Below are 20,305 nucleotides of genomic sequence, written 5' to 3'. Positions count from 1 at the left end.
GCATCTACTTGGCCTCCTGATGTGAAATTCCGGGTGCGTCGAAGACCAGTTCCCACGCGCCGAGGTGGGTTGCGGGATCAATCCGGTCGAGGACCTTGCGGGCAGCTTCCCGGTCGTGGCGGTCGATGATGATTGACCGATTTCCCGGATCGCCATGCCCACAGCAGGCCCCGTAGGTCCAAATGCGCTCGGACCATAGCGCCAGCACGGTATCCGCGATGCACTCGTCAACGCAGATGGTAGCGCGGGCGTTCTCATGCTCACTTGCCCACTCCGGACACGTCAGTATCCGGCTACCAACTGTCTGCCACGGCTGCGGCTGGTTGTAGCTTATGCACTTGCACGTCATCTACTTGGCCTCCTTCATGAGTGTGTCGATCCTGCGAATGCTGTTGAGGACGCTCGTGTGGTCCCGGCCGAACATCCGCCCGATGCTGAGCAGGCTCATTCCGGTTTCCCGGTAGATCCGCCATTGGGCATACTGGCGGGCGCGGTAGATCTGGCGGGTCCGATTTGCGCTGAAAATCTTGCTGATCGGGATGCCGGTCTCTGCGGCGACATCCATGACGATCTGGTCGGCCCGCTTCTGGCGCGGGGCGAGGAAATCGGGAAGGGTCATGCGGCGTCCCTCCCGAAATAGCTGTGAACGACTGCGCCAAAGCGGCCCTCCATGACCTTCGCCGCATCGCTGCGGTAGAGGTCGAGATACTGGCGGACGCTGCCTTCCCGGTATCGGTCGAGGGTGGCGCGATCGACCAGCCCGCTCAGGAGGCGACCGCTGGCCGGCCCCCAGACGAAAGCCTCGGGAACGGCGGCGCCCTCCCGCATCAGCTTTGCCGCGCTCTCGTCACGGCTTGATGCCGCGAACGTCTCGGGGGCCTTGACCGGGGCCGCGCCGCGCCGGGAGATGTGCTTCACAAACGAGGCCTGCGGCGGCCAGGCGTAGCTGTCGTGCCCATCCAGCACGGCGGCGAACGTCAGGCTCAGGTTTTCGCGGAACTGATCCTCGTTGCCGACGGGCAGCTTGCGGTTCAGCGCATCGGCGATGCTCTCGACCATCTGCCCCTGCCCCTCCTCGGTCATCCCCCGAGGGGCTGAGAAGCGGCTGAGAAGCTCGATCAGTTCACGGCGTATGATCGCTATTCGTTGCTCATACTTCATCGGGATAATCCTCCGGCAGCAGTCGGCGCTTCACAGCTTCCGAAACACCGAATGAATGTGAATTCCTTCTCCGCCCCCCCGTGGGGGGGCTAAGGGGGGTGGTTCCCTTACGGGTTCCCTTTACAAGGTTAGTCTCCAATTTCTGGAGACGGGTCGGCCCGTTTTTTGGAGACGGGTCGGCCTGTTTTTTGGAGACGGCTCCGCCTCCATCTTCTGGAGTCAGGTCGGGCGGATTTCCGTCTCCATTTCCTGTAGACGGCCCCTGTGCCTCGCCAATCTCAAAGCCCAAGATGTAGCGCGTCGGGCGCTGCCGTTTGGTACGGTCATCAATCGCCCGGACACGCCGAATAAGCCCGCGGGCCTCCAGTGCGTTCAGGTGGTTGTTCAGGGAGCCATTGGAGACGTTGGCGCGGTCCATCAGGTACTCCTGGGAAGGGAAGCACCCCAGCGACGGGTTGTGGCAGTCGCACAGATGGAACAGGACGACGAATTCGCCGGGTCGCAAATCTCGAAGCCCCGCCAGCCAGGATGTCGCCTTGTGGCTCATGCTGCCCCCACAGAAGCCGCGACAGGGCGCACAGTGACCCGGCAGGGGGTCTGATCATGCACCCAGCGGAACGAGGACGCGACGATGACGCGGTTGTTGTCGTCCTCGATCACCCCGGCCTTGACCAGCGTGTCGAAGACGCATTTCAGCAGGTTGTCGCCGTCTCGTGCCCTCCGATCGGGGGCGGTGAAATCGACCTCCAGAACGACGGGGCCAGCCACCTTCGGGCTGCCTTGCGCGAGGATCATCTTGCCGGCCTCGCGCTGGTATGCAGCGTAGCGCGGGGTGGTCGCCCTCCCCCTGCCCCGGACGTTGTGGAAGCAGGCGCTGAGGGGCACGGGGAACGGCAGGTTCAGGGAAATGGTCATACGTCCCACCAGAGCGGGGGCATACCGCCGTCCATGTTCTCGGGCTTCTCGCAGGCGCAGGGATGCTTGCCACAGGCCAGACGGACGCGCCGACGCAGGCCGGAGGCCGTGCTGCGGGATACCCCGTTCAACCGGCCCGCCTCGTTCAACGTGCGCCCCTCGTTCTCGACCATGTGCAGGATCGTCAGGTCGCGCAGGTCGTGTTCACGGCTATGCTCGATCATGCTGCCTGTTGGAAAAGCCCGCCCCCGGTCAGGCGGCACCGGGGACGGGAGTTGGCCGCGTTCTGTGGCGGCTTGTCTGCTCATCGGGACACCTCGCGGAGAGGCGTCGCCTTGCCTGAGACCGGGGTGACTGTCGCGGTGCCCTGCGTCTCGAAATGGTTGGCGCAGCGGGTGTGGGCGTCTGCTGCCTCGCGATGCTCCACGGCGGCGCGGGCCGCATCACCGGCCTTGCCCGACGCGATCGCCTTAAGGCCCCACGATATGGCTTCACCGCCCTCCTTCGCCGCTGCCGACGACAGGTCCAAAGGGCTGGAAGCCCCGTCCTCCGCGCGTTGCTCCAATTCACGGCGGCGCATGTTGAAGAACGGGAAATAGCCCGAGGCGTTTTCGAGGATCTCGGCCCAGTGCCCAGGCACCATCGCGTTGCCGTTCTGGACCTGCGAGACTGTGGACCTGTGGGGGGCCTCGCCTGTCGCGGCCTCGATAACAGCGCAGGCAGCGTCGAACCCGCCAGTGCGGGCGATCAGGGCGCGGAACATCTCAGCGCGAAGACGGTCAGCCATCGTAAACCTCATTCATTTTGTGGTTGACGCCCCCTGCCCCATGTTCGGAGCATGGAAGACGCAGATGCAGAGAAAGGATCATCGGATGAGGTCCTTGCGCCCAATGGCGGTGAGGGCTTCATTCCGGGTGAGTTTGTTTCGCTTCATCAGATCGTAGTCCGCGCGTTCCTCAGCGGTGAGCGCGGCCAGCGGGTTGAAGGCGGGATCACGATGAAGGCGGCGCATGGCCTTGGCGCGGGCGGCGGCAATCTGGGGGTCGTGGCTCATCTTGCGCAACCGCTCGGCATTAGCGGCGGCGAACTCGGGGTCGGCGTAGCGTCGCTTCATCCGCTCGGCATTAGCGGCGGCGAACTCGGGGTCCTTGCGGGCGTCACGGAATTTCACCCCGTGCCTTTTGGTGGCCTCTCTTGCGGCCCAGATGCTCACCCCCCGCGCCTCGGCAGCCTCGGCGGCGCTCATGCCAGCGTCCGCGCACTCTTCCCACGAGGGGATGGGTGATGCGTCCCGGGGCATCAGGCGGCGTCCGTGGTGCGCTCAGGTTCTCCGAAGATGTCCGGGCGCAGTTCATGCTTGGACACCGCCCCATCGGTGGCAGCGTCAACCTTCATTGCCATGTCGGCGGTGATACCCTTGGCCTTGAGAAGGTAGGATATTTGCTGTTGCGAACACCCAATCGCCTCGGCGAGCCTCGCCTGAGAGCCATGGTGTTTAACAGCTCGCTCGATGTGTTTTCTGATGCTCATAATACTAGTTTTCTAGTATGACGGCACTCGCCAGTCAACTAGGAAACTTGTCTAGCGGCCAACAAGGACGCTGGTATGCTACGCGCGATATGAGCATCGCCGAGAACCTCAGGAGACTCCGCAAAGCGAGCGGAATGTCGCAGAAGACGCTGGCAGAAAAAGCCGGGGTCGGCCAGCAGTTGATTTCTCAGCTTGAGCGCGGCGAAAACACGAGCAGCAAGAAGCTACCGAAGATCGCCGAGGGGCTTGGATGTGCAGTTCACGACTTGGACCCTGCCTACCGTCCAAACGTCCCCGGAGGCGGTGATGAGGTGCGGGAAAAGTTCACTCAAATTGTTGAATCGAACGATGTAAATCAATTGCGTCTGCTAGACGATTACCTTGATTTCCTTTTGTCGCGACAGCGCGGTAGCACTCAATGAACGCTCTAATTTGCTCAGGCGGGAGAGTATCGGCCTTCGCCAATATGCGATTCCGAATTTCCATATACAACTCCAGATGTTCTCACTTCGTTCACGCTACATTCAGTTTCGGATCGGGGTCAACATAAAGCGCCACCCCCATTTAATCGCGAAGGAAGCAGTCCATGATCAATTTCATCGCAGAAGCATTCAAGCACATGGTAGGCTTCATCGCCGGGTTGGCGCTGATTGCGTCAGTGATCTTTGGGGTGGCCGCTTGGATCTCGACCGGCGGAGGCTGGCAGGCTTGGCTTGCTCTTGTCGCAGGTCCTCTATTGGTGATCTTCACGTTCGGGACATTGGCGCTGGTCATCCAGAACAACCAACTGCTGAGACGCATTGCGGATGGCCAGGACGCCCCGCCGAAACCACGCGCCGAACCTGCTTCGGACGCGGCGCTGCGCCGGGAACCCGCGATGCGGGCTGGCCGCTGATGTCCCGGTTCAACCTACCGCCTGAACTAGTGAGGAAGGTGACGTGATGGATGAAATCGCTGATCTGCGTGAGAAAGTGGCGGCGCTGGAGTCCGAGGTGCGACTATTGCGATCTGGCCTGGTCCATCTGCAAGGAATGACAATCGAGGCAATGACCGCAATCGTGTTCGACGATGAGCCAGAGAGGCGCAAGAAAGCCCTTAAAGACTTCACCACGACATACGGCGAGCTAAAGACCATTCTGCACTATGATCGTGAGATCGGTAAAAATGAGTGAGGTTCATGATATGACCGGTCAAGATCGAGCCATGGAAGAGCTTCTGAAGCACGTCAGGGATAGTGCCTTGTCAACCGGGGGCGGTGGCCCATATGATGGAGGAGGAGGCAAGCCACCCATGGAACGCGTAGCCGCACTTGAAGCACAGATCGGAAATGTTGAACATCGGTTCGATGGCCTCGACACCCGGCTTGATCGTATCGAGGACAAGATACCGTCGAAATGGGACATGGCGCAGGTCGTGTTCTTCGTCGTCGGCGGACTGATGGCGGCAGCAATTTTTGGGCCGCGCATTGCCGCTATGATCCCGACCGCCCCGTAAGTCTTTTTCCCCGCAGTCCTGCCCCAGCCCGCCCTCACCGGCGGGCTTTTTTGCACCGCAGCCGATTACCGCTTCCATGCTTTGAGAAAATCCAGTGACAGCCTGTCTATCGCTGAAGTCGGAATAGGGGCCGTCAGCCCCATATTTATGTTGGTCGCATCCGCCAGAAGCTCAATGAAGGTCGCCACGTCCAGAAAGTAGTTTGGGTAAGCCGCTCGTAGCGCCGCCATGCTGTCAACGGCAACCAGAATGCTCTGCTGACGCTCCCCGCTATCGACCATGCTATTATAGCTGGACTCTCCCATCCGGAATGAAGATTGCGCTGACACCGTAACTTCGCCTGTCTCCGCGTTCATCTGGACAAGGTAGAATCCTGATCCGGACCGGCTTTCGGTTTCACGAACTACCGAACGAAACGACGTAAGCGCCGCAATCGCCGACAGGCTGTGGCAGAGGTCGCGCAACTCAGCATTGCGTTCCGCTTGATCCATCGGCACGTCCGCGCCCTGCGGCAAGCCTTCCCGTTCGGCGATAACGCCAGACATCAGGGTTAACAGCCGCAGCCAACCGCGATTCCCCTCCCCAGCCTTCAGGTCCTCTCCGCGCATATTGCCGATCGCTTCGACAGCGGTCGCCCATACGTGTTGAAGGTGGGTGCGCAACTGAATTTCGACTTTCTGGCCGCGATACATGGCCCCTGCTCCCGCTTCATCGAACGGCTTTATCAGGTGGATGCTGCGGTATCCTCCGGGCTTTGGCTCGGCGACATAGTCTGATGTTCGGAGGTCTTCAGAGTAGCGGCGGCGAACTCGGTTCACATCTTCCATCGTAGGCAGAATGGCCCTGATCCCCGCCAGGTCCTGCATTCTGTCCAAGGAGATTGGAGAGCGCCGAAGCTTCTTCCTTATGGAGTCCATCCTCTTGATACGACCGGCGGTCAGCCCCTTGGATATGGTGGTCAGTCTGATGCGCTCCCGCATGAGCGGATAAGCATGAGCGGCACGCCAGTTGTGGGCAACATTAAATGCGGCGACTGCACCTGCCATGTCGCTGTCATAAGGCACCGTCCTGCCCAGCATTCGCCCCGCGTCTTTGATTTCCCGCTTGGACCACTCTCTGGTCGGATAGTCCGCCACGGCAATCACCCCCGCTGTCTCCGGGTAGATGCAACCGAGTACTAAGTGATTCTGCAATGACGTTGTCCCTGCGATCAGGTGCGCGACCGTCCCGCGCTGACAGGGACGGTGTAGCACATCGATTCCGTTACTACTAGTTTTCTTGTTTTCCATGTTGACCGAATACTAGTTTTCTTGTATTTCATCCCCAAGCACACCACTTGGAGGATGCACGATGGACCACCCGAGACCCGATATGGCCGATGCCCCCGTCGCCATGAAGAAGCGCCCGATCGACCATCGCGGCTTCTATGTCCCGTGGTTCGTCACGGAGAAGAACGAGGCGGGTCTTTGGGACTTCGGCATCGTCACCTACGAGCGACGGGCGCGCGCCTTGCGTTCTCGCCTCGACTGGGTGACGGGCGAGCCCCTTGGGCGACACATGGCCTTCGTAATCGGCCCGATGTGCATCATCAACAGGGTCGCGTCCGACCCGCCGGTGCGGCTGGAAACGGCGCGTTGGTCGGCGCGGGTCTGCCCGTTCCTGTCGCGCCCGCTGGCAAAGCGACCCGAGATGGAGCGGGATCACGACACCCCCGGCACCCCCGTCCTGACGAACCCAGGACTTTGCGCGGTCTATGTCACCGACAATATCACAATCCGGGACGGCCTGATCCATTTGGGCCATCCGTCCACTATCGAGTGGTGGACCAAGGGCCGCCGCGCTTCGCCTGACGAGATCGGCGCGGGCTTCGAAGCTGGCGCCGAACGCCTCCGCGCAATGGCCGCGCGGGAAGGGCCGGAATCCATCGCGCACTTCCACCGCCTGCTCTCTGCCGCGCGCACGATCATGCAAACGGCAGAAGCTGTCTAACCCCACCCCCACCACCTGAACCCACCCCGCCCAGCGGGACAGAGGGAGACGAGACATGACCCCCGACCACTTCGCCAACATCGCCGCCGATCCGAGGCATGACCTCACCGTGTCCGAGGCAGCCGCGATCTTCGAGGGCATGCGCGACGGCGACATCCACCACATCGACGGCCCCTTCATCCGCGCCCTCGATGAACTCGCCGGCGCTGGCTACACCGAATACGCCGGGTGCGAGATCACGCGCAGCGACGGGGACACGTTCACCATCCTTGCCGACGGACGCATGACCCACGAGGACAGCGCCGTCTGCGCCCTCATCATGGCATCCAACCCCTCCCATAACCGCCGCCATTGGAGCGCCTTAGAGAACGCTATGGCGCACCTAAGCGGCCAGCCGGAGGAAGCAGCATGAGCGTCCACCGCATCACCCCGACCGCCGGGCGCACCCAGGGCGTCAACACGCAGGCCCTCTATGCCGACCTGATCCGCAACGCCCCCACCGAGGAAATGCGCCGCGTTCTTGCCAACCTGAAGGACATCGACCGCAACCTCAGCGGCCTGCGGGACGACCCGTCGGAACTGCGCATGGCCAGCGATGATCTGGGCGAGAACGTCAGCCCGCTGATGCGCGACATCGAAGCCCGCGCCGACGAGATGGACGGGGGGACTGCGGCATGAAGCTGCTGATCCTCACCGCCGGTCTGCTGTCCAGCGCCCCTCTCTACGCCGCGTTCGACAGCATCATCCGGGACACCGCAATCACCTACGCCCTCGCATGTGAGCGGGGAGCGGACTGCCGATAGGAGGTAATGATGAAGGACGACCGCGCCAATGAACTGAGCCGTGAGGCGGTTGCCGCCAAGGACCTTATCGCGGCGCTTGCTTCCGACGACGAGCGCCTGAACCACGATATGGTCGAAGGCGAGACCTCGCTGTTCGAGGCATTTGACGCGGCCCTTGCCGAGATTGACGAGTGCCAGGTGATTGTCGAGGGCTGCAAGGCCAAAGAGGCGGTATTTGCCGAGCGCCGCGAGCGCTCACAGCGACGCATCGAGCGGCTGCGCGGACTGATCGAGCAGGCGATTGTCGTCAGTCAGATCGAAGGCGCGATCCGCCGACCGACCGCCACCCTGTCCGTCTCCAACCTCAAGCCGAAACCTGTTGTCACAGATGAGGCGTCCATCCCGGCCAAGTTCTGGAAGCCCCGCGACCCGGTGATCGACCTCAAGGCGATCAAGGACGCCATCGACAACGACGAAACAGTTCCCGGCGTCTCCATGACCAACGGAAGCACCAGCCTGACCATAAGGAGCAAGTGATGAGCAACGCAGTCACCCTCAGCGGATACACCCCCGCGCAGATCCGCACGATCAAGCAGACGGTCGCGAAGGACACCAACGAGACCGAGTTCGACCTGTTCATGGAAGCCTGCCGATCCTACGGCCTGGACCCGTTCCGCAAACAGATCCATGCCGTGGTCTACTCGAAGGATCGCCCGGACCGCCGCAAGATGAGCATCATCGTCAGCCGGGACGGCCTCCGTGTTCTCGCACAGCGCTGCCGCGACTACCGGCCGGCCAGCGAACCGGCGCAGATCGTCCACGACGAGGCGCTGGCCGGACCGACCAACCCCAAGGGGATCGTGTCCGCCACTGTCCGCCTGTGGAAGCAGGACAACCGCGGCGAATGGTATCCGGTGATCGGAGAGGCTTATTGGGACGAGTTTGCCCCGGTCATGGACGAATGGGCCTTCGACAAGGAGGCCGGAAAGCGCCAGCCGACCGGGCGCAAGACCCTCGACCAGTCCGGCAACTGGGCGAAGATGCCCATCGTTATGCTGACGAAGTGCGCCGAGAGCCAAGCGCTTCGCGCGGGCTGGCCCGACCAGTTCGGAAACATCTACTCCGAAGAGGAAATGGAACGCCTCAAGACCGACACCACGGCATCCGAAGCGCTGCACGAACTGGAGCAAGCGGAACGGGAGGCCCGCGTCGGCGGGGCCGGCATTCTCATGGTCTTTGACGACACCATGAAGCTGGAAAAGGTCCCGATGGGTATGGTCCACGATCGCTGCGCCGACTTCCTGCGCACAGCCACGCCCGAGGAAGCCCACGTCTTTCGCGTCCGCAATGAGCATGCGCTTCGGGACTTCTGGGTCCACGACAAGGGCGCAGCACTGGAGATCAAGAAGCTGATCGAGGGCAAAGAGGCCGATTTCAAGCCGGGCCAAGCAGCATGACCCCCGAGTCCCGCGGCTTCTGCATCCACCGCCTCACCAGCGCCGCCGATCTGGCTGGGTTGGCACGGGTCTGGGACAGCTTCGGAGTGGACGCACAGCGCGATCCCAAGGTCCGGGCGACGAAGGACTCGCTCAAGGCTGAGTTCCAGCGGGAGGGCGTGTGATGGCGACCCGCGTGATCCGAGCGCCAGAGGACATCGCCAAGCTGTCCAGCTTCCTGTCGGCCCGGACCAAGTTTCCCCTGACCGTCACAATCACGCAAGGGGCGGCCCAATCCAAGGCTCAGAACAGGCTGGCGCAGCGGTGGTTCACCGACATCGCCCGCCAACTTGGCGACCGAACCCACGAAGACGTGCGGGCCGAATGCAAGCTGCACTTCGGAGTGCCGATCCTGCGAGCCGAGAACGAGGCGTTCCGCCAGTCCTACGACAGCACCATGAAGCACCTGCCCTATGAGGAAAAGCTGGCTGCGGTGAAGGCGTTCGATCTGCCCGTCACGCGCCTGATGACCGCCAAGCAGATGACGGCCTTCATGGACGAAATACAGCGGACGTGGACGCAGCGCGGTTTCCGCCTGACGGACCCCGAGGCGCTGAAATACGAGGAGGAGTTCGCATGAGCCGCGCAGTCTCCGAATGGATCGGCAAGACCGACGACACGGCCATTCCGCCCCGCGTCAAGGTTCGTGTCATCGAAGCCCAAGGCGGCCTCTGCGCCTGCGGCTGTGGCGTCAAGCTGGGCATGGCCGGGGAGCGGATCGACTTTGACCACCGGGTCGCCCTCATCAACGGCGGCGAGAACCGGGAAAGCAACATCCAAGCCCTGCGCCACCCCTGCCACGTCCCGAAGACCCGAGAGGACGTGAGGATCAAGGCCAAGACCGCCCGGGTGCGCAAGAAGGCGCTGGGGCTGGACCGCCCGAAGAAGAAAATCCCCTACCGGAAGTTCGACAACACGCCGGTTTGGAAATGACCCCATGAACACGCCCCACTCACGGAGCGTGAGTCCCCGCCGCTACCCCTCCCAATCCTCCCAAGCGGCGGGGGCACCTGAGACAAGGACGAGCCAGATGAAAGTGCTGATCGGATGCGCCACAAGCTGCGTTGCTCTCGACGCCTTCCTCGCCCGGGGCCACGACGCATGGCAGTGCGACATCCTGCCGGCCGACGAGCCGACGAACCGGCACATTCAGGACGACATCCGCAACGTGCTGGGGCGTGGGTGGGATCTGATGGTCGCCAATCCGCCCTGCACCAGGCTCTGCAACAGCGGGGTGCGCTGGCTGAGCAAGCCGCCCGCTGGCAGGACGCCGGAGGATATGTGGCGGGAACTTGATGAGGGCGCTGCGCTGTTCAGCGACTGCCTGAACGCGCCGATCGCGCGGGTGGCTGTCGAGAATCCCGTCATGCACCGCTACGCCAAGGAGCGTATCCGCAACTGGATCAAGCCGCAGATCGTCCAGCCCTGGTGGTTCGGGGATCAAGCATTCAAGGCCACCGGCCTTTACCTGCGCGGCCTGCCGCCCCTGACCGCGACCGACCGGCTGATCCCGCCGTTGCCCGGGACGGATGCCCACAAGGCGTGGTCCGCAATCCACCGCGCCCCTCCGGGGCCTGACCGCTGGAAGATCCGCAGCAAGACGTTCCCCGGCATGGCCGCGGCTTGGGCCGACCAATGGGGCGATCACGCCCTCGAAGCCGCAGCATAGGAGCCGACATGACCCACCCCCTTGAGAGATCCCAGATGCGCCGCCTGTTCGAGCGGATGAACGCGCCCCAGATGTTCCGCGACTGCCTTCTCGGCTGGTTCCTCGCCGCGCTGACGGGCTTGGGCCTTGTGGTCACGGTATCCAGCATCCTCGCGATCCGGTGGCCGCTGTGATCCGCCGCATCCTCCGCTTCATCGGCATAACCTTGGGAGATTGAGACAATGAAATCCGACATCATCGATATCGACGTTCAAGTTCTGCACCGCACCGAGAAGGCCGTGCTGGTTACGCTGGATGTTCCCGACAACGGGGTTTGGCTGGCCCTGTCCAAGATCGAGATCGATCCGTCCGGTGTCGGCGGGATCGAAACCGTGACGCTGCCCGAATGGCTGGCGCTGGATAAGGGGCCGATCTGATGGCACCACATGAATTGAAAGCCGAAGTCATGGCATATTCCAGTGTTGTCGGTAGCGGCGTCCTGCTGTTCAACGAGCGCGGCCAAATGCTCGGGCAGATCGCCTTTCTATGTCAGGCCGACGAACTGCGCGAGAAGGCGTTTCAAGAACGCTTGGCCGGTGTCATATCGAACGCCATCAACGCCGCCTTCGCCGCCACCCAACCCACCCCGCAGGAAGCGGCGAAGGTGCTGCTGAGGCACGACGAAAACGGTGGGCGCAAGGAGGTCTACGACGCCTGTGAAAACCGCATCAAGGTTTACAAATTTGACGCCGCCCTCCGCGCCATAGCTGGGGAGGACAAGGCATGACCCCCACGATCCACGCCGTAGAGGTTCTCGGCTTTGCCTTCTTGGGCGGGCTGTTCATCGGCCAGTTCATCGCGTCACAGAGCGACTGGCTATCGCTGATCCTTGGCGGGATCGGCTGGACAATCGCAATCGGCCTGGTCGTCACAGGCCCGGACCAGGAGGATTCCCAATGAGCGGGAAGACAGACATATCGCCCGCGGCTGTTCGCACGATGCTCAAGCGTATCGGATCAACGCCGTTTCCCGATGGATTTCAGGGAATAGCCAACGATGCGGAGATAATGATCTATTTCCAAGCCGCTCGCATTGCTGATCTGGAAGCCGAGCGGAACACCGCCCGCGCCGAGGCGCTGCGGGAGGCGGCGGCTCTCTGTGATGACCACCGTCCAGACCGTCCCCTAGCAGCGCGTGTGAAAGCGGATTCCATCAAGTCCGCCATCCTCGCCCTGATCGAGAAGGAGGGCTGAGACATGGGCGTCGGCCGGCCCAAACAGATCGACGCAATCGCGGTGCCCGACACCGAGGCCGCGCGGATGCTGCGCTTGCGCCCCACTGAGTTTCGCGATTTGGTGTCACAAGGCGCCATCCCGCCGCCGCACCGGATCGGACCCTATGAACGGTGGTGGGTGTCCGAACTGGACGACCTTCGCAGCGGGGAGGCCGCCCTGCCGAAAGAGGACTTCGACCTGTGAACCCGCCCAAGCCCCGGATCACCAAGCCCCGCCTTGTCTGGCGCTGGACCCGTGGAAAATGGGTGCCCCGACATCGCGTGACGTGGACTGAGGCCGGCAAGCAGCGATCCAAGGAGATCACCCTCGACTGGAAGGGCGACCCGAAGGAGCTGGACCGGCTCTACTGGCTGGCTCAGGGCGGCAAGCACGAGGCGCAGAAGACCCGAGAGCGGTATTCCTGGCGGGCCTGCATCGAGGCGTGGCGGGTCGATCCGCAGTCGGCCAAGCTGGCCCTCTCCACGCGCAAGCAATATCGGCGCGTCATGGACGTGATCATGGAGAAGAACGGCGACAAGGACATGCGGCGCACCACCCGGCAGGCGGTCAAGGCCGCGCTGGCAAAGTGGTCGGACATGCCCCGCAAGGCAAGCCGATATGCTCAGACAATCTCGCTGCTGTGGAACTTCGCCGCTCGGGAACTGGACTGGCCGATGGGGCCGAACCCCGCCGCCGGTCTGGGTGCCCATAGGGCCGCGAACCCCTACAAGCCGTGGCCCGCGTGGATGATCGCCAAGCTGGGCACCGCGCCGGAATCGGTGCGGGTCGCCGCGAACCTGATCCGCTACACCGGCCAGCGCCCGACCGCAGCCATCACGATGCGCCGGGACCAGATCGACGGCGACTGGATGACGGTCGTTGACGAGAAGGGCGGGCAGGAGCTGGAAGTCTACTGCCCTGCCCCGCTGCGCAGCTTCGCCACCGGCCTGACGCCGCGCGGGGCGCACTTCATCCCCCGGAACCTGACGCAGCCTGTGGGCTATGACGCCGTAGAGCGGGCGTTCCGGGCGTGGCGAAAGTCGCTGGGCGACAAGGCCCTGCCATACTCGCTGCACGGTCTGCGCAAGCTGGCGATCATCGAACTGGCCGAGGCCGGGGCGAGTGACGCGGAGATCCAGGCCGTGACCGGACAGAGCGCGCCCATCGTCGCCTATTATCGGGTAAAAGCCAGCCGGCGGCGCCTGTCGAAGGCCGCGCAGGAGCGGAGAACATGACACGAACGAAAGCGGACACTGTGACTCGCCACTGTGACACACTCGAAAATTCGCACTAATTCACGCTGGGCTATTCGGCAAAAACGTCTTATAATTCAATGTGGTGCCCGAGGTGGGATTCGAACCCACACGCCTTGCGGCGGGGGATTTTGAATCCCCTGCGTCTACCATTCCGCCACTCGGGCATGCCGTGCCGGGGCCGGCTGCCGGCCCGGGCGCCAAGGCGCGCGGGCCGGTGTTTTGATGCCTCAGCCCGCGCCGGGGGTAAAGGGGCAAATCGCGCCCTTTCGGTAAAACCGACCCCCGGTGCCAGTGGCGCGACCCGCCCTCCCGGCCCCGCGATCAAGCCCTCGTCAAAGCTGGCGGGCGTTGAAGGTGTCGCAGGTTTCGAGCTTGGGCGACTCGTAGCCGCGCGAGAACCAGCGCTGCCGCTGCTCCGAGGTGCCGTGGGTAAAGGAATCGGGCATCGGCACCCGGCCCGCACCCCGTTGCAGCGCATCGTCGCCGATCCTGCCGGCGGCGTTCATCGCCTCCTCGATATCGCCCGGCTCAAGCGAGCCGAACCGAGCCTCGGCCCGCCGCGCCCAGAGACCCGAGAGGCAGTCGGCCTGAAGCTCGGTGCGCACCGAGATGGCGTTCGACTGGGTCTCGCTTGCGCCCTGCCGTGCCCGGGTGGTCCGCTCCAGGATCCCCAGCTCGTTCTGGACGTGGTGGGCAACTTCGTGGCCGACCACGTAGGCGGCGGCGAAATCGCCACCTGCGCCAAGCTGCTGGCGCATGGTGGTGAAGAACGCCGTGTCGAGGTAGATCTTCTGGTCCGTCGGACAGTAGAAGGGGCCCGTCGCGCCGCTGGCGCCGCCACAGGGGCTTTGGGTCACGCCCTTGAACAGCACCAGCGTCGCCGGCTGGTAGGGCCGGTTGACCTGTTCGGAAAAGACGTTGGCCCAGACCTCCTCGGTATCCGCCAGGGTGACCGAAACGAATTCGCCGGCCTGGCGGTCGGCTTCGGTGATCTGCCCGCCGCCGCTCTGGACCGGGGCGAAGCCGCCGCCCCCGCCGCCCAGCAGGGGCGTCAAGTCCACCCCCAGGAAATAGCCCACGACCACCACGGCCAGGATGCCCAGCCCCCCGGCCCCGCCGACCCGGCCGATGCCCGCGCTGCGCATGCCGCGCCGATCCTCGATGTTGCTGCTGCCACGTCTGCCTTGCCACCGCATCACGATACTCCTTCAATTCTTCAATGCGCCCTCGCGCCACAATGCCACGCCGATCCCCCGCCCGACTTGACTGCTCGTGACTTGACCTTGACTGCTGCGCGTGATGCATGAGTGCAATTCAAACCGACCGAGCGGGGCCAGCTTGATCCAACGCCTGTATGACTGGATGGTTCGGCAAGCCGTGTCGCCTTATGCGATCTGGGTGCTGGCCGGGGTGTCTTTCCTGGAAAGTTCGGTCTTTCCGATCCCTCCCGATGTACTGATGATCCCGATGATCCTGGCCCGGCCCGCCAAGGCCTGGCTGATCGCGCTGGTGTGCCTGCTGGCCTCGGTCGCGGGGGCGCTGCTGGGCTATTTCATCGGCGCGGTGCTGTTCGACACGGTCGGCCTGCCGGTGCTGGAGCTTTACGGCAAGACCGGATATTTCGACGAGTTCGCCACGCGCTACAATGAATGGGGCGCCTGGGCCGTGCTGATCGCCGGGATCACGCCCTTCCCGTTCAAGGTCATCACGATCCTGTCGGGATCGACCGGCCTGTCGCTGCCGGTCTTCATCGCCGCCAGCATCATCGCCCGCGGGGTGCGCTTCTACCTGGTGGCGGCACTTCTGCGCTGGTTCGGCCCGCCGGTGCGCGACTTCATCGAACGCAGGCTGGGCCTGATGTTCATCCTGTTCTTCGTCATCCTGATTGGCGGCTTTTATCTGGTGAGGTTCCTGTGACCCGCAAAACCCTGATCCTTCTGGCCGCCGGCGGCTCCGTAGCACTTCTGCTGGGGGCGTTGGCCTTCCAGTACCTGGGCGGTCTTGCGCCCTGCAAACTGTGCATCGTGCAACGCTGGCCCCACGTGGCGGCGGCGGTCGCGGGCGCGGGCGCCTTGCTGATCCCCGGCATCTGGCTGCCGCTGGCGGGGCTGCTGGCCGCGCTGACCACCGCGGCGGTCGGTCTCTACCACGCTGGGGTCGAGTTGACGTGGTGGGAAGGTCCCGACACCTGCACATCCGGTCCGGTCGGCAGCCTGACACCCGAGCAGCTGATGGAGCAGATCATGACCGCGCCGCTCGTACGCTGCGACGAGATCGCCTGGAGCTTCGCAGGCCTCTCCATGGCCTCGTGGAACGCCATCCTGTCGCTCGGGCTGGCTGCCCTGTGGGTGGCTGCCATCCGCCGCAGCCGCTGAGCACGCGGGCCCGGCCCGTCCGGAGCGGGCCCCTGCTTCCTGCGGTTCGGATCAGACCGTGAATTCACCCACCTGGTTGCGCCATTCGCCGGGGCCGATCATGCGCCGATGGGTGAAACGGACCGAATGGAGCGGCCCCTCGATCCGCTCGTGCCAGAATTCGATGAACCGGAACAGCTCGGGGTAATCCGGTGCAAGGTCCATCGCCTGCCAGACGAAACTGTTCAGCACACTCCTGAAATCCGGCATCCGGTAAAAGAATTCGGCCGTCGTCAGGCCGTATCCCCTGAGCATCAATTCGCTGTCGCGTTCTGCCATCGTAACCTCCTGCCTAAGATGTCACATGGGATCATGATGCCGCGAATTTAAAAATAATCAACTAAAACAGCTTCTTGAGCTGCGCCGCAGGACACGTTTGACGTTTATGCAAAGGGGGCATTGCACCCTACATCCGCGATAAGTTATAGTCGGGGCAACAATATATAGACGTTTCTGGATCAATCGGAACCCTGGATGAGCGATACACCCCAACCGCCTGAAATTGAGGATGAAAACGCCCCCGAGCGCCCTCATTTCGACGGCCCGACCATCGACATCACCGACGAGATGAAGACCTCCTATCTCGATTACGCGATGAGCGTGATCGTGAGCCGCGCGATTCCCGATCTGCGCGATGGTCTGAAGCCGGTCCACCGGCGCATCCTCTATGCGATGCACGAAACCGGAAACACCTTCGACAAGTCCTACCGCAAGTCTGCCCGTCCCGTTGGCGATGTCATGGGCAAGTATCACCCCCATGGCGACAGCGCGATCTACGACGCCCTGGTGCGGATGGCGCAGGACTTCTCGATGTCGCTGCCGCTTCTGGACGGTCAGGGCAACTTCGGCTCGATGGACGGCGACAACGCCGCCGCCATGCGATACACCGAAGTCAGAATGGCCAAGCCGGCCAATGCCTTGCTGGCCGACATTGAGAAAGAAACCGTCAACTTCCAGGACAACTATGACGGCAAGGATCGGGAACCGACGGTGCTGCCGGCGCGCTTCCCGAACATGCTGGTCAACGGCGCGGGCGGCATCGCCGTCGGCATGGCCACCAACATCCCGCCCCACAACCTCGGTGAGGTGGTGGACGCCACACTGGCACTGATCGAGGATCCCGACCTGACGTCGGAAGACCTGATGGAATACGTGCCTGCCCCCGACTTCCCCACCGGCGGTATCATCCTGGGCGTCTCTGGCGCGCGGAAGGCCTACCTTGAGGGGCGCGGTTCGGTCATCCTGCGGGCCAAGACCCGGATCGAGGAGATCCGCAAGGACCGCTACGCGATCATCGTGGACGAGATTCCCTATCAGGTGAACAAGGCCACCATGATCGAGAAGATCGCCGAAATGGTGCGCGAAAAGAAGATCGAGGGCGTCAGCCACGTTCAGGACGAATCCGACCGCAACGGCGTCCGCGTGGTGGTCGAGCTGAAGCGCGACGCCACCGCCGAGGTGGTGCTGAACCAACTTTACCGCTTCACCCCGATGCAGACCTATTTCGGCTGCAACATGCTTGCCCTGAATGGCGGCCGGCCCGAGCAGCTGACCCTGCGCCGTTTCCTGACCAGCTTCATCGCCTTCCGCGAAGAGGTTGTGGCCCGCCGCACGGCGTTTGAGCTTCGCAAGGCCCGCGAACGCAGCCACGTGCTATGCGGTCTGGCGGTCGCCGTCTCGAATGTCGACGAAGTGGTCGCGACTATCCGCGCCTCGGCCGATGCCGCCGAGGCCCGCGCCAAGCTGATGGAACGGCGTTGGCCCGCGGGCGACATCGCCTCCTACATCCGGCTGATCGACGATCCGACCCACACCGTGAACGAGGACGGCACCTACAACCTGTCCGAGATCCAGGCCCGCGCCATCCTTGACCTGCGCCTCCAGCGTCTGACCCAGCTTGGCGTCAACGAGGTCACGGACGAGCTTCAGGACCTGGCCGGCAAGATCCGCGAATACCTCGAGATCCTCGCCAGCCGCGAACGCATCATGGGCATCATCGCCGCCGAGCTGACCGAGATCCGCGATCAGTTCGCGGTCCCCCGTCGCACGACCATCGTCAACTGGTCCGGCGACATGGACGACGAAGACCTGATCGAGCGCGAGGACATGGTCGTCACCGTCACCTCGGGCGGCTACATCAAGCGCACCCCGCTGAACGATTTCCGCGCCCAGCGGCGCGGCGGCAAGGGCCTGTCGGGCATGTCCACGAAAGAGGACGATGTCGTCACCACCCTTTTCGTGGCCAACACCCACACGCCGCTGTTGTTCTTCACCACCGACGGCATGGTCTACAAGCTGAAGACATGGCGCCTGCCCCAGGGCGGACGCAATGCCAAGGGCAAGGCGATCATCAACATCCTGCCAATTCCGCAAGGCGTTTCCATCGCGGCGACAATGCCCGTCGATGCGCCCGAGGATGCCTGGTCGGATCTTCAGATCTTCTTCGCCACCTCTGCGGGTGACGTGCGCCGCAACCGCCTGTCGGACTTCACCAACGTGAAATCCAACGGCAAGATCGCCATGAAGCTGCCCGAGGGCGTGGAACTGGTGAACGCGCGCATCTCGACCGAGGATGACGATGTCATGCTGGTCACCGCCGGCGGCCGCGCCATCCGTTTCCGCACCACCGACGTGCGCGTCTTCAAGGGCCGCGATTCCACCGGCGTGCGGGGCATCCGCCTGGCCGAGGGCGATCGCGTCGTCTCGATGGCCGTGATCCGCCACTTCGAGGCCAGCGCCGAGGAGCGCGCGGCCTACCTCAAGATGCGTCGCGCCGTGGCCGGTCTGGCCGACGATGCCGACAGCACCGACGAGGATGACGCCGGCGAGGCCGCGGTCGCGGATCGCGAGTTCACGCAAGAGCAATACGCCGCCATGTCCGCGGCCGAAGACCTGATCCTGACCATCACCGAGAATGGCGCGGGCAAGCTGTCCTCGTCCCACGACTACCCGGTGCGCGGTCGCGGTGGCCAGGGTGTCGCGGCGATGGACCGTGCGATGCGCGGCGGCCAGCTGGTCGCAAGCTTCCCGGTGGAGATCCAGGACCAGATCATGCTGGCCACCTCCACAGGACAGTCGATCCGCTGCCCGGTCGAAGGGATCTCGTTCCGCTCGCGCAGCGCCGGTGGCGTCAAGGTCTTCGACACCGCCAAGAAGGAAAAGGTCGTCTCGGTCGCGTGGATCGCCGATCAGGGTGACGAGGCCGTCGACGCGATCGATGGCGAGGTCGAGGATGGCGGCACCGATAACGGCGGCGGCGACACCCCGTCCGTCGAGGGGTCGAACGACCTGGAATAAGTTTCATCGGCGGAGCCGGGCGCCACAGCCTGCCCGGGTCCGCCGATACCGTGAAATGTGACTGATAGCTGGTTTAACCTGTGCCATTCCAGCGCGAGGCCCCGGCCTTGGCTGCTTACCGAGGGGACTGCCCGTTCATGGACAACTGGGACGATTTTCGTTTCCTGCTTGCGCTGCACCGTTCCCAGACCATGGGGGCGGCGGCGCAGGATCTCGGCACGAACATCACCACGGTGTCCCGCCGGATCGAGCGGTTGAACGAAAGCATCGGCGCACCGACCTTCAAGAAGACCGGCAACGGCTGGCAGCTTACCGAAACCGGGCAGCTTTTCCTTCCGCTCGCCGAACGGCTTGAGGCCGCGCTTGAGACCGACCGCAACAACCGCCGGTCGCGTGACGGCATCAGCGCGACCCTGACCCTCGCGGCACCGCCCATGGTCTTCACGGGTATCCTCATCCCGCAGATGCACAACATCCTCAGCCAGCATCCGAACCTGTCGCTCAACCTCATCAACCGGGTGAATGTCCAGGGGCTGGGGGATGCCGACATCATGATCCGCTACGAGCGGCCGGTGCAGGGGCGCCTCATCACCCGTCGCCTGGGCGAGGTGACCTATCGCGCCTACCGCTCCACCGCCTGCCCCAACCCGGTCGATGGCTGGGTTTCGCTGGGCAAGAAATACGACCTGGCGCCCCAGGCGCGCTTTGGCCAGCGCCGTTTCGGCACCCAGCCGCGTGTCACGGCCGAGCTTTACGAGCAGAAATTCGCGATCATGCGGTCGACCGGCATGCAGGCGATCCTGCCCGACTGGATCGCCGATGTGCAGCCCGACATCGTTCCCATCGACCAGGATGACGAGTCGCTGCGCCTCGACGTGTGGGTCGCCTACCACGACACCCGCCGGCAGGACGTTGCCATCGCCGCGACCGTCGAATGGCTGGTGCATTGCTTCCGCCGCAGCGGTCTGAACCGCGCCGACATCGAAAGCGCGTCCGGCGATCAGCCCGACGACACATCAGGACCGGAGAGCGAAATCAGTGCCTGAAGG

General features: G+C 63.6%; 37 protein-coding genes and 1 tRNA gene. 25 read left to right on the top strand and 13 right to left on the bottom strand.

The window, feature by feature from the left end:
* Positions 1 to 4: 4 nt before the first annotated feature.
* The 9 genes from CLV77_RS06795 to CLV77_RS06755 all read right to left on the bottom strand — a co-directional run bounded on the left by CLV77_RS06795 (position 5) and on the right by CLV77_RS06755 (position 3,606).
* Positions 5 to 349, bottom strand: coding sequence for a hypothetical protein (locus CLV77_RS06795; RefSeq protein WP_076978688.1), 345 nt, complete (start codon positions 347 to 349; stop codon positions 5 to 7).
* On the bottom strand, positions 350 to 619 hold the full coding sequence (locus CLV77_RS06790) for a helix-turn-helix domain-containing protein (protein ID WP_076978689.1): 270 nt from the start codon (positions 617 to 619) through the stop codon (positions 350 to 352).
* Positions 616 to 1,161 carry a hypothetical protein gene (locus tag CLV77_RS06785; protein ID WP_143815096.1) on the bottom strand — a complete coding sequence of 182 codons (546 nt, stop codon included), beginning with the start codon at positions 1,159 to 1,161 and terminating at the stop codon, positions 616 to 618. Before CLV77_RS06785 ends, CLV77_RS06790 begins: the two co-directional genes overlap by 4 nt.
* A complete protein-coding gene (locus tag CLV77_RS06780) occupies positions 1,151 to 1,708 on the bottom strand; it encodes a helix-turn-helix domain-containing protein (protein WP_083707638.1) in 558 nt (185 codons plus the stop codon). Before CLV77_RS06780 ends, CLV77_RS06785 begins: the two co-directional genes overlap by 11 nt.
* Positions 1,705 to 2,076, bottom strand: coding sequence for a RusA family crossover junction endodeoxyribonuclease (locus tag CLV77_RS06775; RefSeq protein WP_076978692.1), 372 nt, complete (start codon positions 2,074 to 2,076; stop codon positions 1,705 to 1,707). Before CLV77_RS06775 ends, CLV77_RS06780 begins: the two co-directional genes overlap by 4 nt.
* Positions 2,073 to 2,300 (bottom strand): hypothetical protein, encoded by a 228-nt coding sequence (locus CLV77_RS06770; RefSeq protein WP_076978693.1) that lies wholly within the window; start codon positions 2,298 to 2,300, stop codon positions 2,073 to 2,075. The genes CLV77_RS06775 and CLV77_RS06770 overlap by 4 nt, the downstream gene beginning before the upstream one ends.
* 80 nt (positions 2,301 to 2,380) lie before the next feature.
* Positions 2,381 to 2,863, bottom strand: a complete 483-nt coding sequence (locus tag CLV77_RS06765) for a hypothetical protein (protein ID WP_076978694.1) — start codon at positions 2,861 to 2,863, stop codon at positions 2,381 to 2,383.
* Between the two features lie 78 nt (positions 2,864 to 2,941).
* Positions 2,942 to 3,322: a hypothetical protein gene (locus CLV77_RS06760; protein ID WP_076978695.1), complete on the bottom strand. Its 381-nt coding sequence runs from the start codon at positions 3,320 to 3,322 to the stop codon at positions 2,942 to 2,944.
* Between the two features lie 53 nt (positions 3,323 to 3,375).
* Positions 3,376 to 3,606 (bottom strand): transcriptional regulator, encoded by a 231-nt coding sequence (locus CLV77_RS06755; protein ID WP_076978696.1) that lies wholly within the window; start codon positions 3,604 to 3,606, stop codon positions 3,376 to 3,378.
* Between the two features lie 89 nt (positions 3,607 to 3,695).
* Between CLV77_RS06755 and CLV77_RS06750 the strand changes: the two genes are divergently transcribed.
* The 4 genes from CLV77_RS06750 to CLV77_RS06735 all read left to right on the top strand — a co-directional run bounded on the left by CLV77_RS06750 (position 3,696) and on the right by CLV77_RS06735 (position 5,100).
* Positions 3,696 to 4,028, top strand: a complete 333-nt coding sequence (locus tag CLV77_RS06750; RefSeq protein ID WP_076978697.1) for a helix-turn-helix domain-containing protein — start codon at positions 3,696 to 3,698, stop codon at positions 4,026 to 4,028.
* 164 nt (positions 4,029 to 4,192) lie between these two features.
* Entirely contained in the window at positions 4,193 to 4,501 is a 309-nt protein-coding gene (locus tag CLV77_RS06745) for a hypothetical protein (RefSeq protein WP_076978698.1), read from the top strand.
* Between the two features lie 46 nt (positions 4,502 to 4,547).
* Complete coding sequence (locus tag CLV77_RS06740; RefSeq protein WP_076978699.1) at positions 4,548 to 4,778, top strand: hypothetical protein; 231 nt, start codon at positions 4,548 to 4,550, stop codon at positions 4,776 to 4,778.
* Positions 4,779 to 4,896: 118 nt separating this feature from the next.
* Positions 4,897 to 5,100 (top strand): hypothetical protein, encoded by a 204-nt coding sequence (locus CLV77_RS06735; RefSeq protein ID WP_076978700.1) that lies wholly within the window; start codon positions 4,897 to 4,899, stop codon positions 5,098 to 5,100.
* Between the two features lie 65 nt (positions 5,101 to 5,165).
* Here the strand turns inward: CLV77_RS06735 and CLV77_RS06730 are convergent, their stop codons facing one another.
* Positions 5,166 to 6,389, bottom strand: coding sequence for a RelA/SpoT domain-containing protein (locus CLV77_RS06730; RefSeq protein WP_083707640.1), 1,224 nt, complete (start codon positions 6,387 to 6,389; stop codon positions 5,166 to 5,168).
* Positions 6,390 to 6,471: 82 nt separating this feature from the next.
* On the opposite strand from CLV77_RS06730, the gene CLV77_RS06725 reads away from it, so the two are divergent.
* From CLV77_RS06725 to CLV77_RS06665, 17 genes are all read left to right on the top strand, one after another.
* Entirely contained in the window at positions 6,472 to 7,089 is a 618-nt protein-coding gene (locus CLV77_RS06725) for a hypothetical protein (protein ID WP_083707641.1), read from the top strand.
* A 55-nt stretch (positions 7,090 to 7,144) separates the two neighbouring features.
* Positions 7,145 to 7,501: a hypothetical protein gene (locus CLV77_RS06720; RefSeq protein WP_076978702.1), complete on the top strand. Its 357-nt coding sequence runs from the start codon at positions 7,145 to 7,147 to the stop codon at positions 7,499 to 7,501.
* Positions 7,498 to 7,767 carry a hypothetical protein gene (locus CLV77_RS06715; RefSeq protein WP_076978703.1) on the top strand — a complete coding sequence of 90 codons (270 nt, stop codon included), beginning with the start codon at positions 7,498 to 7,500 and terminating at the stop codon, positions 7,765 to 7,767. Before CLV77_RS06720 ends, CLV77_RS06715 begins: the two co-directional genes overlap by 4 nt.
* Positions 7,764 to 7,892 carry a hypothetical protein gene (locus tag CLV77_RS16830; protein ID WP_257787322.1) on the top strand — a complete coding sequence of 43 codons (129 nt, stop codon included), beginning with the start codon at positions 7,764 to 7,766 and terminating at the stop codon, positions 7,890 to 7,892. Before CLV77_RS06715 ends, CLV77_RS16830 begins: the two co-directional genes overlap by 4 nt.
* Before the next feature lie 9 nt (positions 7,893 to 7,901).
* A complete protein-coding gene (locus CLV77_RS06710; RefSeq protein WP_157802013.1) occupies positions 7,902 to 8,408 on the top strand; it encodes a siphovirus Gp157 family protein in 507 nt (168 codons plus the stop codon).
* On the top strand, positions 8,408 to 9,328 hold the full coding sequence (bet, locus tag CLV77_RS06705) for a phage recombination protein Bet (protein ID WP_076978705.1): 921 nt from the start codon (positions 8,408 to 8,410) through the stop codon (positions 9,326 to 9,328). The genes CLV77_RS06710 and bet overlap by 1 nt, the downstream gene beginning before the upstream one ends.
* Positions 9,325 to 9,492: a hypothetical protein gene (locus CLV77_RS16300; RefSeq protein ID WP_157802011.1), complete on the top strand. Its 168-nt coding sequence runs from the start codon at positions 9,325 to 9,327 to the stop codon at positions 9,490 to 9,492. Before bet ends, CLV77_RS16300 begins: the two co-directional genes overlap by 4 nt.
* A complete protein-coding gene (locus CLV77_RS06700; protein WP_076980925.1) occupies positions 9,492 to 9,947 on the top strand; it encodes a NinB/YbcN family protein in 456 nt (151 codons plus the stop codon). Before CLV77_RS16300 ends, CLV77_RS06700 begins: the two co-directional genes overlap by 1 nt.
* On the top strand, positions 9,944 to 10,300 hold the full coding sequence (locus tag CLV77_RS06695; protein ID WP_076978706.1) for an HNH endonuclease: 357 nt from the start codon (positions 9,944 to 9,946) through the stop codon (positions 10,298 to 10,300). Before CLV77_RS06700 ends, CLV77_RS06695 begins: the two co-directional genes overlap by 4 nt.
* Before the next feature lie 97 nt (positions 10,301 to 10,397).
* Positions 10,398 to 11,036, top strand: a complete 639-nt coding sequence (locus CLV77_RS06690) for a hypothetical protein (protein WP_076978707.1) — start codon at positions 10,398 to 10,400, stop codon at positions 11,034 to 11,036.
* 8 nt (positions 11,037 to 11,044) lie between these two features.
* A complete protein-coding gene (locus tag CLV77_RS16295) occupies positions 11,045 to 11,209 on the top strand; it encodes a hypothetical protein (RefSeq protein WP_157802010.1) in 165 nt (54 codons plus the stop codon).
* A gap of 48 nt (positions 11,210 to 11,257) precedes the next feature.
* Complete coding sequence (locus tag CLV77_RS06685; protein ID WP_076978708.1) at positions 11,258 to 11,452, top strand: hypothetical protein; 195 nt, start codon at positions 11,258 to 11,260, stop codon at positions 11,450 to 11,452.
* A complete protein-coding gene (locus CLV77_RS06680) occupies positions 11,452 to 11,802 on the top strand; it encodes a hypothetical protein (RefSeq protein ID WP_076978709.1) in 351 nt (116 codons plus the stop codon). Before CLV77_RS06685 ends, CLV77_RS06680 begins: the two co-directional genes overlap by 1 nt.
* Entirely contained in the window at positions 11,799 to 11,975 is a 177-nt protein-coding gene (locus CLV77_RS16290; protein ID WP_157802009.1) for a hypothetical protein, read from the top strand. The genes CLV77_RS06680 and CLV77_RS16290 overlap by 4 nt, the downstream gene beginning before the upstream one ends.
* The gene (locus CLV77_RS06675; protein WP_076978710.1) at positions 11,972 to 12,268 is read left to right on the top strand and encodes a hypothetical protein; all 297 of its coding nucleotides are present in this window, start codon (positions 11,972 to 11,974) and stop codon (positions 12,266 to 12,268) included. Before CLV77_RS16290 ends, CLV77_RS06675 begins: the two co-directional genes overlap by 4 nt.
* 3 nt (positions 12,269 to 12,271) lie before the next feature.
* The gene (locus CLV77_RS06670) at positions 12,272 to 12,493 is read left to right on the top strand and encodes a hypothetical protein (protein WP_076978711.1); all 222 of its coding nucleotides are present in this window, start codon (positions 12,272 to 12,274) and stop codon (positions 12,491 to 12,493) included.
* The gene (locus tag CLV77_RS06665) at positions 12,490 to 13,524 is read left to right on the top strand and encodes a tyrosine-type recombinase/integrase (RefSeq protein WP_076978712.1); all 1,035 of its coding nucleotides are present in this window, start codon (positions 12,490 to 12,492) and stop codon (positions 13,522 to 13,524) included. The genes CLV77_RS06670 and CLV77_RS06665 overlap by 4 nt, the downstream gene beginning before the upstream one ends.
* Positions 13,525 to 13,625: 101 nt before the next feature.
* Here the strand turns inward: CLV77_RS06665 and CLV77_RS06660 are convergent.
* Together CLV77_RS06660 and ypfJ are read right to left on the bottom strand one after the other, a co-directional pair.
* Positions 13,626 to 13,709: transfer RNA gene (locus CLV77_RS06660), tRNA-Leu, on the bottom strand.
* A gap of 168 nt (positions 13,710 to 13,877) precedes the next feature.
* Positions 13,878 to 14,741, bottom strand: coding sequence for a KPN_02809 family neutral zinc metallopeptidase (gene ypfJ / locus CLV77_RS06655; protein ID WP_076978713.1), 864 nt, complete (start codon positions 14,739 to 14,741; stop codon positions 13,878 to 13,880).
* A gap of 142 nt (positions 14,742 to 14,883) precedes the next feature.
* On the opposite strand from ypfJ, the gene CLV77_RS06650 reads away from it, so the two are divergent.
* Positions 14,884 to 15,462 (top strand): YqaA family protein, encoded by a 579-nt coding sequence (locus tag CLV77_RS06650; protein WP_076978714.1) that lies wholly within the window; start codon positions 14,884 to 14,886, stop codon positions 15,460 to 15,462.
* Positions 15,459 to 15,920: a disulfide bond formation protein B gene (locus tag CLV77_RS06645; protein WP_076978715.1), complete on the top strand. Its 462-nt coding sequence runs from the start codon at positions 15,459 to 15,461 to the stop codon at positions 15,918 to 15,920. Before CLV77_RS06650 ends, CLV77_RS06645 begins: the two co-directional genes overlap by 4 nt.
* Positions 15,921 to 15,971: 51 nt before the next feature.
* Here the strand turns inward: CLV77_RS06645 and CLV77_RS06640 are convergent, their stop codons facing one another.
* A complete protein-coding gene (locus tag CLV77_RS06640) occupies positions 15,972 to 16,238 on the bottom strand; it encodes an usg protein (RefSeq protein ID WP_076978716.1) in 267 nt (88 codons plus the stop codon).
* A 195-nt stretch (positions 16,239 to 16,433) separates the two neighbouring features.
* On the opposite strand from CLV77_RS06640, the gene gyrA reads away from it, so the two are divergent.
* Together gyrA and CLV77_RS06630 are read left to right on the top strand one after the other, a co-directional pair.
* Positions 16,434 to 19,256, top strand: coding sequence for a DNA gyrase subunit A (gyrA, locus tag CLV77_RS06635; RefSeq protein ID WP_083707642.1), 2,823 nt, complete (start codon positions 16,434 to 16,436; stop codon positions 19,254 to 19,256).
* A 137-nt stretch (positions 19,257 to 19,393) separates the two neighbouring features.
* Positions 19,394 to 20,302: a LysR family transcriptional regulator gene (locus CLV77_RS06630; RefSeq protein ID WP_076978717.1), complete on the top strand. Its 909-nt coding sequence runs from the start codon at positions 19,394 to 19,396 to the stop codon at positions 20,300 to 20,302.
* Positions 20,303 to 20,305 lie beyond the last annotated feature (3 nt).

Source organism: Brevirhabdus pacifica (assembly GCF_002797755.1).
GTDB classification, from domain to species: Bacteria; Pseudomonadota; Alphaproteobacteria; order Rhodobacterales; family Rhodobacteraceae; genus Brevirhabdus; species Brevirhabdus pacifica.
Note: the sequence above shows the minus strand (reverse complement) of the source record. Positions and strands in the feature narration are given on the sequence as shown.

Excerpts from the sequence above, each read along its gene's own strand:
- CLV77_RS06750 (WP_076978697.1), top strand. The coding sequence starts at position 3,696 with ATGAGCATCGCCGAGAACCTCAGGAGACTCCGCAAAGCGAGCGGAATG.
- CLV77_RS06670 (WP_076978711.1), top strand. The coding sequence starts at position 12,272 with ATGGGCGTCGGCCGGCCCAAACAGATCGACGCAATCGCGGTGCCCGAC.
- ypfJ (WP_076978713.1), bottom strand. The coding sequence starts at position 14,741 with ATGCGGTGGCAAGGCAGACGTGGCAGCAGCAACATCGAGGATCGGCGC.
- CLV77_RS06785 (WP_143815096.1), bottom strand. The coding sequence starts at position 1,161 with ATGAAGTATGAGCAACGAATAGCGATCATACGCCGTGAACTGATCGAG.
- CLV77_RS16830 (WP_257787322.1), top strand. The coding sequence starts at position 7,764 with ATGAAGCTGCTGATCCTCACCGCCGGTCTGCTGTCCAGCGCCCCTCTC.
- CLV77_RS06780 (WP_083707638.1), bottom strand. The coding sequence starts at position 1,708 with ATGAGCCACAAGGCGACATCCTGGCTGGCGGGGCTTCGAGATTTGCGA.
- CLV77_RS06770 (WP_076978693.1), bottom strand. The coding sequence starts at position 2,300 with ATGATCGAGCATAGCCGTGAACACGACCTGCGCGACCTGACGATCCTG.
- CLV77_RS06700 (WP_076980925.1), top strand. The coding sequence starts at position 9,492 with ATGGCGACCCGCGTGATCCGAGCGCCAGAGGACATCGCCAAGCTGTCC.
- CLV77_RS06685 (WP_076978708.1), top strand. The coding sequence starts at position 11,258 with ATGAAATCCGACATCATCGATATCGACGTTCAAGTTCTGCACCGCACC.
- CLV77_RS06790 (WP_076978689.1), bottom strand. The coding sequence starts at position 619 with ATGACCCTTCCCGATTTCCTCGCCCCGCGCCAGAAGCGGGCCGACCAG.
- CLV77_RS06675 (WP_076978710.1), top strand. The coding sequence starts at position 11,972 with ATGAGCGGGAAGACAGACATATCGCCCGCGGCTGTTCGCACGATGCTC.
- CLV77_RS16300 (WP_157802011.1), top strand. The coding sequence starts at position 9,325 with ATGACCCCCGAGTCCCGCGGCTTCTGCATCCACCGCCTCACCAGCGCC.
- CLV77_RS06755 (WP_076978696.1), bottom strand. The coding sequence starts at position 3,606 with ATGAGCATCAGAAAACACATCGAGCGAGCTGTTAAACACCATGGCTCT.
- CLV77_RS06720 (WP_076978702.1), top strand. The coding sequence starts at position 7,145 with ATGACCCCCGACCACTTCGCCAACATCGCCGCCGATCCGAGGCATGAC.
- CLV77_RS06760 (WP_076978695.1), bottom strand. The coding sequence starts at position 3,322 with ATGAGCGCCGCCGAGGCTGCCGAGGCGCGGGGGGTGAGCATCTGGGCC.
- CLV77_RS06765 (WP_076978694.1), bottom strand. The coding sequence starts at position 2,863 with ATGGCTGACCGTCTTCGCGCTGAGATGTTCCGCGCCCTGATCGCCCGC.
- CLV77_RS06630 (WP_076978717.1), top strand. The coding sequence starts at position 19,394 with ATGGACAACTGGGACGATTTTCGTTTCCTGCTTGCGCTGCACCGTTCC.
- CLV77_RS06680 (WP_076978709.1), top strand. The coding sequence starts at position 11,452 with ATGGCACCACATGAATTGAAAGCCGAAGTCATGGCATATTCCAGTGTT.
- CLV77_RS06775 (WP_076978692.1), bottom strand. The coding sequence starts at position 2,076 with ATGACCATTTCCCTGAACCTGCCGTTCCCCGTGCCCCTCAGCGCCTGC.
- CLV77_RS06730 (WP_083707640.1), bottom strand. The coding sequence starts at position 6,389 with ATGGAAAACAAGAAAACTAGTAGTAACGGAATCGATGTGCTACACCGT.
- bet (WP_076978705.1), top strand. The coding sequence starts at position 8,408 with ATGAGCAACGCAGTCACCCTCAGCGGATACACCCCCGCGCAGATCCGC.
- CLV77_RS06725 (WP_083707641.1), top strand. The coding sequence starts at position 6,472 with ATGGCCGATGCCCCCGTCGCCATGAAGAAGCGCCCGATCGACCATCGC.
- CLV77_RS16295 (WP_157802010.1), top strand. The coding sequence starts at position 11,045 with ATGACCCACCCCCTTGAGAGATCCCAGATGCGCCGCCTGTTCGAGCGG.
- CLV77_RS16290 (WP_157802009.1), top strand. The coding sequence starts at position 11,799 with ATGACCCCCACGATCCACGCCGTAGAGGTTCTCGGCTTTGCCTTCTTG.
- CLV77_RS06745 (WP_076978698.1), top strand. The coding sequence starts at position 4,193 with ATGATCAATTTCATCGCAGAAGCATTCAAGCACATGGTAGGCTTCATC.
- CLV77_RS06690 (WP_076978707.1), top strand. The coding sequence starts at position 10,398 with ATGAAAGTGCTGATCGGATGCGCCACAAGCTGCGTTGCTCTCGACGCC.
- CLV77_RS06795 (WP_076978688.1), bottom strand. The coding sequence starts at position 349 with ATGACGTGCAAGTGCATAAGCTACAACCAGCCGCAGCCGTGGCAGACA.
- CLV77_RS06740 (WP_076978699.1), top strand. The coding sequence starts at position 4,548 with ATGGATGAAATCGCTGATCTGCGTGAGAAAGTGGCGGCGCTGGAGTCC.
- gyrA (WP_083707642.1), top strand. The coding sequence starts at position 16,434 with ATGAGCGATACACCCCAACCGCCTGAAATTGAGGATGAAAACGCCCCC.
- CLV77_RS06715 (WP_076978703.1), top strand. The coding sequence starts at position 7,498 with ATGAGCGTCCACCGCATCACCCCGACCGCCGGGCGCACCCAGGGCGTC.
- CLV77_RS06640 (WP_076978716.1), bottom strand. The coding sequence starts at position 16,238 with ATGGCAGAACGCGACAGCGAATTGATGCTCAGGGGATACGGCCTGACG.
- CLV77_RS06735 (WP_076978700.1), top strand. The coding sequence starts at position 4,897 with ATGGAACGCGTAGCCGCACTTGAAGCACAGATCGGAAATGTTGAACAT.
- CLV77_RS06710 (WP_157802013.1), top strand. The coding sequence starts at position 7,902 with ATGAAGGACGACCGCGCCAATGAACTGAGCCGTGAGGCGGTTGCCGCC.
- CLV77_RS06695 (WP_076978706.1), top strand. The coding sequence starts at position 9,944 with ATGAGCCGCGCAGTCTCCGAATGGATCGGCAAGACCGACGACACGGCC.